This is a genomic window from Acinetobacter sp. ANC5681 (assembly GCF_023488045.1).
In the GTDB taxonomy this organism is placed as follows: Bacteria; Pseudomonadota; Gammaproteobacteria; order Pseudomonadales; family Moraxellaceae; genus Acinetobacter.
On record NZ_JAMFKZ010000011.1, the window covers coordinates 89,652 to 100,696 of the forward strand.

Annotated in this window: 4 protein-coding genes and 1 CRISPR repeat array; all 4 genes read left to right on the forward strand. The window is 39.9% G+C overall.

The genetic code is table 11. From position 1 onward, the window contains the following. The first annotated feature begins 2 nt into the window (after window positions 1–2). From M5121_RS08600 to cas6f, 4 genes are read left to right on the forward strand one after another with little or no spacing between them, the layout of a single operon-like run. Window positions 3–1,271, forward strand: a complete 1,269-nt coding sequence (locus M5121_RS08600) for a type I-F CRISPR-associated protein Csy1 (RefSeq protein WP_087547276.1) — start codon at window positions 3–5, stop codon at window positions 1,269–1,271. After that, window positions 1,268–2,257, forward strand: a complete 990-nt coding sequence (gene csy2, locus M5121_RS08605) for a type I-F CRISPR-associated protein Csy2 (RefSeq protein WP_087547275.1) — start codon at window positions 1,268–1,270, stop codon at window positions 2,255–2,257. Before M5121_RS08600 ends, csy2 begins: the two co-directional genes overlap by 4 nt. A gap of 28 nt (window positions 2,258–2,285) precedes the next feature. Further along, window positions 2,286–3,308: a type I-F CRISPR-associated protein Csy3 gene (csy3, locus tag M5121_RS08610; protein ID WP_249570934.1), complete on the forward strand. Its 1,023-nt coding sequence runs from the start codon at window positions 2,286–2,288 to the stop codon at window positions 3,306–3,308. A 2-nt stretch (window positions 3,309–3,310) separates the two neighbouring features. Continuing rightward, window positions 3,311–3,925, forward strand: a complete 615-nt coding sequence (gene cas6f / locus M5121_RS08615) for a type I-F CRISPR-associated endoribonuclease Cas6/Csy4 (protein WP_249570935.1) — start codon at window positions 3,311–3,313, stop codon at window positions 3,923–3,925. Between the two features lie 131 nt (window positions 3,926–4,056). Further along, window positions 4,057–10,991: direct repeats of the CRISPR family, unit length 28 nt; unit sequence GTTCACTGCCGTATAGGCAGCTTAGAAA. The last annotated feature ends 54 nt before the right edge of the window (window positions 10,992–11,045 follow it).

Consider the following 11,045-nt stretch of genomic DNA (forward strand, 5'->3'; position numbering starts at 1 on the left):
TAATGAATGTTGATGTGATACATGCCAGTATCGAAAGCTTTTTAAGGCAACGTATAGATAAAAAAGTAGAAGCTGAGCGAAAAAAACTGAAAGAGGCTTTTACCGATGAGCAATTATCTAAGATCCACAGCGATCATGAAATTGTATCATGGATAACTTATATTGCTGAAAATGCGAGTAAAGTGAGTTTGAATGTCAGCCATGTAGCAAAACTCACTCATTCTAGTAATAAAGCCATTAATTTAATCGATTTGATTCCACAACAAAAATATCATTATTTACTGACGACACAAACAGCAAATGTAAATGAATCAGACAGTGCTTATACTGATGCGAGTTATGCACCTGTTGCCGAATTCTTAAGCTTTAACGTTATTGATTTAGACAAAAACTTAGGGCAATTTCTAGCGGAAGATGAAATTTATTTTAGTAAAATATCAGACAATGCCGATGTTCGAAAACAATGGCAAATGCAAATTTCAGAAGCCTATGTGGCAAAAAAGTTAAATAGTCACGTCTTAGCCAAACAAGTCTATATTCCAGTAGATGATCATTATCATGTCATTTCGCCTGTTAAATCGAGTGCTTTGGCACATAAAATTTTTGAAAAAATCACATATAGTCGTTCTAAGGATACGCCTGTTAATCAAGCGAGAAAACAAAATCTAAGCTATGAAGGTGTTTATACATTTTTTCCTAAAACTGCTTTTTTAAGTGTGACGAAAAGTAATCATCAAAATGCGTCTAAATTAAATGGAACACGTCGGGGAGGCTTATATTTTTTCCAAGCAAATCCGCCACAGTGGAGAAAAGATGCTTTACCACCTCCGAATATGGAAAACTTTTTAGCACGTTGTCGCACAACTCATAGTGTAGAAATATTCAAAGAAATTAAAAGATTATTCTATGTCATGAAAAAAGAGAATCTGAGCATTAATTTAAATCGAAGAAATGTTTTAACAGAATTACTCGAATCAATCGCAGATGAAGTGATTCATCAAATTTTATGGATTCAGCAAAGTTATGCCAAAGGTTGGGCAAATGATCTAGAAATTGAACCTTATTTACGTGCGTTTTTAGATCCAATTGAAAGTAAGCAACAGGAAAATAAAGCATTTATTGATGAATTTACAGAACAAGTTTCGAAGTGGATCAATAAAAATATGGGTGAGAAATATGAGCATAGAGAATTAAAAGCAATTTGGTTTAATGCACTACATCCTGTTTTTAAAGATTTTCATGCAGTATTAACAGTGGAGTCAATTGAATGACCTCATATATTTTATTAGAAAAAGTTAGCGTGGAAGATGCAAATTGTATTGCGGGATTTACCTATGGTTTTCCAGCAATCACAGGTTTTTTAGGCTTTACTCATGCGATCTCCCGTAAATTTAATGCTGAGTTTGGCATAGAAATTGTAGGTTGTGCGATTTTTAGTCATGATTTTACCTTGCATACCAATGAACAATATGATGTTCGATTTATTCAAAGTAAACGCCCGCCTGTGACATTACAAGGGCAAAAATATCGTGCAGAAGCCAATAAAACACCACCTATTATTGAAGAAGGGAAAATGGATTTAACAATTTCCTTACTATTACAATGTAAACAGGTGTTGTCAGGTGTAGATGAACAAAAAAAACTTTATCAAAAATCTTTAAAAAAATGGGTATATCAAGCACGTTTAGTCGGTGGAAGTATTACGAATATTAAAAATATTAGCTTTTGGACTGAAGAATCAGATCTCAACAAATTAAAAAGAAAGCTCTTACCTAGCTTTGTATTACTTGATGCGACATCCACCTTAGAAAAGCATGTGGAACAATCAAAAATAGATGATCCAAATTCTGATTTATTCGATTTATGGACAGATTTTTTTGCCTATAAAGCAGAATCTAAAATTGATGAAGATCAAAGTACTGTGCAATGGGTACGTAAAGATAAACCCAATCCTAGAGGTTGGTTTGTACCCTTGATGATTGGTTTTAAAGGGATTAGTCCATTGTATGAGGGGCAAGAAGTTGAACACCATCGTGATCCACGATATCCCTTCCGATTTGTTGAATCTGTACATAGTATTGGTGAATGGCGTAGTACACACCGAATACAGAACTTATCTGATTTGATTTGGAGATATCACATAGAAGACGAATGGTATTTATGCCAACAGAAGCAAAATTTTCAAGCAAATATAGAACCTATTGAACAACCACAACCAGCCTTAGATGATGGTTCATTTAACTTTGATTTCAATTAATCTTTCAAACTAAAAAGGAAAAAATAACATGGCGAAGAAACCTAAAGTAGCAACTGATAGCGCGAAAGTACCAAGCGTACTCGCATTTAATCGTAAAATTGAACCTTCGGATGCCTTAATGCAGTCAGGCTTATGGTCAGAGCGCGCTAATTCAACAGCATGGAAAAATATCGATCTACATGAAAAGCGTAATAGAGGTACAAAAAGCCAATATGGCGTAGATGATGCCGAGAAAACTGACCCAAATTTAGTATGGGGAGATGATGCGCGTCTACCATTTGAAGCGGATACTTTAAAAGTTTTCTTTACAGTGAAATTCTTAGGAAATATTGCTGAACCTACTACGCATAATCGTCCAGATTTTGAGATTAAATTAAAAGAAAAATTTGCAACATATCAGCAAGACATTGGATTTTTAACATTAGCAAAACGCTATGTTCAAAACTTGATCAATGCTCGATTCTTATGGCGAAATCGTTTGGGTGCAGAAAATATTGCTTTACAAATTAGAAATACAGACACTAATCAGATTTGGAACTTTGAAAATGCTTATCAGCATTCATTAAATAATTTTGATGAGCTAGAAGATAAACAAGCGATGGAAATTGCAGAGCTAGTTGCTAAAAGCTTTAGTGAAGATAATTATTTATTATTAGAGGTGACGGCATTTGCTAAAGTTGGTGAAGGGCAACATATATTTCCATCACAAGAATTTGTAGATAAACCACCAAAAGGCCAAAAGTCTAAATATTTATATCAGATTAAAACGAATCAAGGTATGTGTGCCGGTATCCACTCTGAAAAAATTGGTAATGCTATTCGAACGATTGACGATTGGTACACAGTAGAAAATAGTGATTCCTTAAAAGCACCTATTGCAGTTGAACCATATGGCTCAGTACCAAACCGTGGTCAAGCATATCGAATCAGTAAAACAGATTTCTATACTCTACTTATTAACTGGCTAGAAAATGAAGAGATCTCTAAAGATGATCAACATTTTGTGGTTGCAAATTTAATCCGTGGTGGCGTCTTTGGTGGAAATGACTGATTATGAAATTTTATCAGGAAATTACCTTGATTGATCAGGCTGAAATTTCCCCATATTTCATTTGGTCAAAGCTGTATACACAAGTACATATCGCATTGGCTGAAATAAAGGATGATTCAGATAAGGTGGGAATTGGTGCTTCTTTCCCTCAATATATTTTTGAGGAAAAAGTAGAAAACCAAAAAGCTAGGATCAATCTAGGTAACAAACTTCGTTTATTTGCTGAGTCTGAAGCTGATTTAAAAAAATTAGATATTCGAAAATGGCTGGAACGTTTAGAAGATTATGTGCATATTACATCAATTCGTGAAGTACCTAGCGATATTAAAGGCTATGCCATTTACAAGCGTAAGCAAGTGAAAACCAATGCCCAGCGTTTGGCACGGCATCGTATTAAACGTGGAGATATTGGCTTTGATGAGGCATTAGCCAGATACAGCAATGTAGTTACGACAACCAACATGCCTTATATTGAAATGAAAAGCCTGAGCACTTCAGATCAGCAAAGTGAAAAACGTTTTAAATTGTTTATCGAAAAGCAATCTGCTGAAAAATCTGAAACTCAGGTTTTTAGCACTTATGGATTAAGTTCAGTATCATCCGTACCCGAATTTTAACCCAATATTTTTTCACTCTTTAACAGCTTAATAAAATCAATAAGTTATAATAGTAAGTTAATACTTGGGTCTTTTATAGGATTTTAAGCATAACTTGCTGTTATAGCTTTATTTTTTATGTTAAAACTATTGTTCACTGCCGTATAGGCAGCTTAGAAAGACACTCAATACGGCATTTCCACTATTCAAGAGTTCACTGCCGTATAGGCAGCTTAGAAATATCACATTAACAAATTGGTGGGATTCTGCGAGTTCACTGCCGTATAGGCAGCTTAGAAAATTAACGTCAGGTTCAGATAATTGGTCGCAAAGTTCACTGCCGTATAGGCAGCTTAGAAATAAAGAAAATGCTAATACTGAAAATCCTAGCTGTTCACTGCCGTATAGGCAGCTTAGAAATAGTGGATGCCCAAGTGGATATTCACAAGGTTGTTCACTGCCGTATAGGCAGCTTAGAAAGCTGCATTCACTGCATAAATCAGGTTTCCCCAGTTCACTGCCGTATAGGCAGCTTAGAAATAGTTAAAGCAGGAAATAAGCCATTACGTGATGTTCACTGCCGTATAGGCAGCTTAGAAATGACTGGTACGAGCCACCAGTCTCGCAATTCAGTTCACTGCCGTATAGGCAGCTTAGAAAGATGACGACACACAACTGGTCACAGTATCAGGGTTCACTGCCGTATAGGCAGCTTAGAAACCCAGTTGGCGATATAAACAACAAGCCGAACAGTTCACTGCCGTATAGGCAGCTTAGAAATTCAACACCAGTAAGAGATTTACATAGAGCATGTTCACTGCCGTATAGGCAGCTTAGAAAACAGCCAAATACTCCTCCAGTTGGTGACGTAAGTTCACTGCCGTATAGGCAGCTTAGAAAAGTAAGAGATTTACATAGAGCATCAGGGTCAGGTTCACTGCCGTATAGGCAGCTTAGAAATGATGAAATGGGGAATAAAATCCTTGAATCTCGTTCACTGCCGTATAGGCAGCTTAGAAAATTTTCATCAAGTACTGGAGTCGGATTAACTGGTTCACTGCCGTATAGGCAGCTTAGAAATCAATATTCCCACGACTTACAACAAATGGTAAGTTCACTGCCGTATAGGCAGCTTAGAAATAGTTAAAGCAGGAAATAAGCCATTACGTGATGTTCACTGCCGTATAGGCAGCTTAGAAAAATACATTGGTGACACTGGTGCAGAACTTTGGGTTCACTGCCGTATAGGCAGCTTAGAAAATTCCCCAGTATTTTTGTCTTGCCATCTTTCTGTTCACTGCCGTATAGGCAGCTTAGAAATATAATCCTGAGCATTATGCAGGTCGGATCAAGTTCACTGCCGTATAGGCAGCTTAGAAAGCCTGTTCATGCAGGTAACACAGCAAACACTGGTTCACTGCCGTATAGGCAGCTTAGAAAGACTGGTAATCAGTGTTTTATTTCCACCACCAGTTCACTGCCGTATAGGCAGCTTAGAAAATGTGTCAACGTTGCTCGGTCATTCGGATATTGTTCACTGCCGTATAGGCAGCTTAGAAAAACTAAATCAATCATAATTTTACACTCAAGCCGTTCACTGCCGTATAGGCAGCTTAGAAATTATGGCGCAAAATTGGCGAGTGTTTACTACTGTTCACTGCCGTATAGGCAGCTTAGAAAGCAACCAATCGCCCAGTACCATTGTCTTTAAGGTTCACTGCCGTATAGGCAGCTTAGAAAAACGTAAAGTCCTTTGCACTGACTATCCGAAAGTTCACTGCCGTATAGGCAGCTTAGAAAACGAACTACGATCGCAACGATAGTCACCGTTATGTTCACTGCCGTATAGGCAGCTTAGAAACGTAAAGAAACTATTGATTGGGTTTGACGGGGGTTCACTGCCGTATAGGCAGCTTAGAAATTTGTTGATCGAACTGGCTTGCTATATCGTAAGTTCACTGCCGTATAGGCAGCTTAGAAATGCATATGTATACTGAGTAGATGCGGCTAAAAGTTCACTGCCGTATAGGCAGCTTAGAAAGCTATCCATAAAATTTGCAAAGGCTTGGATCAGTTCACTGCCGTATAGGCAGCTTAGAAAGTTCGACACTTGTTCCAAGGTTACGTCAGCAAGTTCACTGCCGTATAGGCAGCTTAGAAATTTTGAAGATTTAGCCCCAAGTACCACCATTGGTTCACTGCCGTATAGGCAGCTTAGAAATGTTCAGGAGTTGAACCAGTGAATGTTTGACCGTTCACTGCCGTATAGGCAGCTTAGAAAGTTATGACCATTCGGGGAACGGCAAACGGATCGTTCACTGCCGTATAGGCAGCTTAGAAATGAAGCATCGAGAGTTTGACCAATTGGGCATTGTTCACTGCCGTATAGGCAGCTTAGAAATTATGGCGCAAAATTGGCGAGTGTTTACTACTGTTCACTGCCGTATAGGCAGCTTAGAAACGTAACCCAGAACAATCAGGGCACGAGCTGGAGTTCACTGCCGTATAGGCAGCTTAGAAATATCTTTTTGCAACTCTTGCAACTATATTTGCGTTCACTGCCGTATAGGCAGCTTAGAAATGCTGTTGCTACTGGTGGAGTAGATGAGTAGTGTTCACTGCCGTATAGGCAGCTTAGAAAGGGGTCAGTATTACTGTGGCCAGCTGTAATGGGTTCACTGCCGTATAGGCAGCTTAGAAATTTGATCAGCTTGATGGCCGATGAAAGCGGATGTTCACTGCCGTATAGGCAGCTTAGAAAATACTGAGCAAACTCATTGACCGTACCTTCATGTTCACTGCCGTATAGGCAGCTTAGAAATATATTCCGCTTGATTCTGAGATTTTAGGATTGTTCACTGCCGTATAGGCAGCTTAGAAAAATACGGCGAGCCGTTTTATAAGGAATTTGGCGTTCACTGCCGTATAGGCAGCTTAGAAAATCTGCTCACCACTAGATAAGCATCTGTATTCGTTCACTGCCGTATAGGCAGCTTAGAAAGCACAATCGCTAAGTTATAGAACGATCTATACGTTCACTGCCGTATAGGCAGCTTAGAAATATTACTCGTTACCATGTTCAGCTTGGTACAAGTTCACTGCCGTATAGGCAGCTTAGAAAGTAAATAGAGGTGTGCATGTGGATTTTAAAAAGTTCACTGCCGTATAGGCAGCTTAGAAAATTCCATTTTATGAAAAATCGAAACTAGATCCGTTCACTGCCGTATAGGCAGCTTAGAAAAAACGGGTATAGATGTCGCTGCACGATTAATGGTTCACTGCCGTATAGGCAGCTTAGAAATGAATCGGTCGTGACTGATTTATCAACGGACTGTTCACTGCCGTATAGGCAGCTTAGAAAGCAGGCATCAGTGTTAGAACTGATGGAGAGGGGTTCACTGCCGTATAGGCAGCTTAGAAAATTAAAAGCGATTAATTCTGCGGGTAAACACTGTTCACTGCCGTATAGGCAGCTTAGAAAACTGATGAATATGATCGTGTGATTCCTGAATCGTTCACTGCCGTATAGGCAGCTTAGAAATAGATATTCTCGATGATCCTAAAGCAGACAAAGTTCACTGCCGTATAGGCAGCTTAGAAAATATCCCCCTATTTTTTTTCATCTGAGTGTTCGTTCACTGCCGTATAGGCAGCTTAGAAAGTATAAGCTAATAGCTACACTAAAAACGAATTGTTCACTGCCGTATAGGCAGCTTAGAAAAAAGATGCGCGAGCATTTTGGTATCACGAAGCGTTCACTGCCGTATAGGCAGCTTAGAAAATCTGAAATAATCAAGCGATAGAAAGCGTAAAGTTCACTGCCGTATAGGCAGCTTAGAAAAAGTAGAAGCTTAGCTGGAGACGCTTTTAAAAGTTCACTGCCGTATAGGCAGCTTAGAAAGCTTTGAATGTCATCATATCCAAAAATATTATGTTCACTGCCGTATAGGCAGCTTAGAAACAACCGTCAATCGTTGGTAATCAAATGGAGTCGTTCACTGCCGTATAGGCAGCTTAGAAATGAGTGTAATTGGTATGCATGTAGTTAATGGCGTTCACTGCCGTATAGGCAGCTTAGAAAAAGCATCAACTTAGCGTATTATCTAATCCTGAGTTCACTGCCGTATAGGCAGCTTAGAAACAACTCAAAAAACAACTCCTGAACTTCTTTGCTGTTCACTGCCGTATAGGCAGCTTAGAAAACTGACACTATCGGTGATGCCCCACCAATCACGTTCACTGCCGTATAGGCAGCTTAGAAAAATAATAATAGCCCCTAGAGCAACCAAGCTTATGTTCACTGCCGTATAGGCAGCTTAGAAATGAAAGTTCTTCTGTTGCGCCTGTGAAATCCAGTTCACTGCCGTATAGGCAGCTTAGAAATGCACCAGGTGTACCAGTAATCAAATGCAACAGTTCACTGCCGTATAGGCAGCTTAGAAAACATGATGATTTCTGCACAGTGGGATTGTTTTGTTCACTGCCGTATAGGCAGCTTAGAAAATGGCTCACCCCTTTTTATTCGCTTCTCAAATGTTCACTGCCGTATAGGCAGCTTAGAAATGCTGCATCAGCGATAAGTTTAATTGCGGCAATGTTCACTGCCGTATAGGCAGCTTAGAAATTTCATTAACTGTACAGCTTGATACAGGATACGTTCACTGCCGTATAGGCAGCTTAGAAAATAAGGTCGATGTAAGTGATAATGTTCACCAAGTTCACTGCCGTATAGGCAGCTTAGAAAATTTTCAAGCTCAAACGTTTATATGGGCAAAAGTTCACTGCCGTATAGGCAGCTTAGAAACAGTAAACATCCTGATCTTTACAAACCTGCACGTTCACTGCCGTATAGGCAGCTTAGAAAGAAAGTCTCAGGCCGAAAAGGTGCATAAATGCGTTCACTGCCGTATAGGCAGCTTAGAAATAGAAACAGAAATACGTGGCATTAACGGCACCGTTCACTGCCGTATAGGCAGCTTAGAAAATTACCGCCTGTGGGTATTTTTTCTTCACCTGGTTCACTGCCGTATAGGCAGCTTAGAAAACAACGGATCAAGCAGTTACTGGAGTAACTATGTTCACTGCCGTATAGGCAGCTTAGAAATGTAAGTAACTCTACACAAGCTGCAATTATCAGTTCACTGCCGTATAGGCAGCTTAGAAACGTGCGATACGCCCGTATCCGCCTGCAAACATGTTCACTGCCGTATAGGCAGCTTAGAAAAAAGCCAAACAAGAAATCATTCAGTTTGGTTTAGTTCACTGCCGTATAGGCAGCTTAGAAAGATATAGCTTAAAAACTTGTCGGCTTTGTTGTGTTCACTGCCGTATAGGCAGCTTAGAAAAAGTGGTTCAGGAACCAAACAACGAACAGATTGTTCACTGCCGTATAGGCAGCTTAGAAAGTCGTACATTATTGCAGGAACAGTCGAAAGCCGTTCACTGCCGTATAGGCAGCTTAGAAAGTTACTCGCACTATCACCAATTCGATCATCAAGTTCACTGCCGTATAGGCAGCTTAGAAATGATTTTTCTAAAGCGGTAAAAACAGGATGATGTTCACTGCCGTATAGGCAGCTTAGAAAACAATCACGTTTTACTTTTGGCTTCTCATCACGTTCACTGCCGTATAGGCAGCTTAGAAATTTTACCCAACTTTGACATTAAACAAGTGGGCGTTCACTGCCGTATAGGCAGCTTAGAAAACTGTTATCATCGTTCTGTTCTGATCCCTGTTGTTCACTGCCGTATAGGCAGCTTAGAAATTGCCCGTCAATCTGATTTGATAAAAAGTCTCAGTTCACTGCCGTATAGGCAGCTTAGAAATGATCATTTTGATTATCTCAACGATCAATTACGTTCACTGCCGTATAGGCAGCTTAGAAAGTTCGGGGAACGGCAAACGGATCAAGCCGTTACGTTCACTGCCGTATAGGCAGCTTAGAAATGCGAAAATATCACTCAATTCTTCATCATTGAGTTCACTGCCGTATAGGCAGCTTAGAAAATTTACTGAATCCTGTCGGTGCATATCCAATCGTTCACTGCCGTATAGGCAGCTTAGAAAACAGGGAGCTATGGCAAAGCGAGTCGACTATGGTTCACTGCCGTATAGGCAGCTTAGAAAATTCTTAAAAATCAATCCTCGATTAAAATATCGTTCACTGCCGTATAGGCAGCTTAGAAACATAATTTTCCCAACTCATTCCATCAGTAAATGTTCACTGCCGTATAGGCAGCTTAGAAACTGGTGAAATTGGTGATGATTGGGACGTGGATGTTCACTGCCGTATAGGCAGCTTAGAAAACTGGTTGCAACAAGCGCACGGAACACCATGTGTTCACTGCCGTATAGGCAGCTTAGAAAGACCAAGAGTCGGGTTTTTTAATACCTAATTTGTTCACTGCCGTATAGGCAGCTTAGAAACATAGGTGGCGTTGGTTTGGAAATAGTTTGGTGTTCACTGCCGTATAGGCAGCTTAGAAAGTAGAAAAATGATGCAAGACTGGGCTGATATTGTTCACTGCCGTATAGGCAGCTTAGAAAGTAGAACCAAAGCACAAGGTCTTTGAAAGTGAGTTCACTGCCGTATAGGCAGCTTAGAAAACGTATATCCGTAGCACCTATGATGGATTGGCGTTCACTGCCGTATAGGCAGCTTAGAAATTGATGATGTAATTCGATTGATCCAAGTCTTCGTTCACTGCCGTATAGGCAGCTTAGAAACAGCAAAAAAGCCGCAATAAGTAGTGAAGAGTGTTCACTGCCGTATAGGCAGCTTAGAAACGGCGCAGGTAAAACCCTTTATGCAGTCTCACGTTCACTGCCGTATAGGCAGCTTAGAAAAGTCGATTTCAATAGGTCTGACATTAGGAACTGTTCACTGCCGTATAGGCAGCTTAGAAACGTTGATTGCTGCAAATCCTTCAACTGGCGGCGTTCACTGCCGTATAGGCAGCTTAGAAATTGCGTTTCGTGCTGCGTTGTTACCACGCCAAGTTCACTGCCGTATAGGCAGCTTAGAAAACATAAATGCTTCAAAATCTGACTCGTTATATGTTCACTGCCGTATAGGCAGCTTAGAAAATTGCATTCACTGTTGTTTCATAGATTTCACGGTTCACTGCCGTATAGGCAGCT

Bases quoted from the DNA above. Each gene is read 5' to 3' on its own strand.
- csy3 (WP_249570934.1), top strand. From the start codon at position 2,286: ATGGCGAAGAAACCTAAAGTAGCAACTGATAGCGCGAAAGTACCAAGC.
- csy2 (WP_087547275.1), top strand. From the start codon at position 1,268: ATGACCTCATATATTTTATTAGAAAAAGTTAGCGTGGAAGATGCAAAT.
- cas6f (WP_249570935.1), top strand. From the start codon at position 3,311: ATGAAATTTTATCAGGAAATTACCTTGATTGATCAGGCTGAAATTTCC.
- M5121_RS08600 (WP_087547276.1), top strand. From the start codon at position 3: ATGAATGTTGATGTGATACATGCCAGTATCGAAAGCTTTTTAAGGCAA.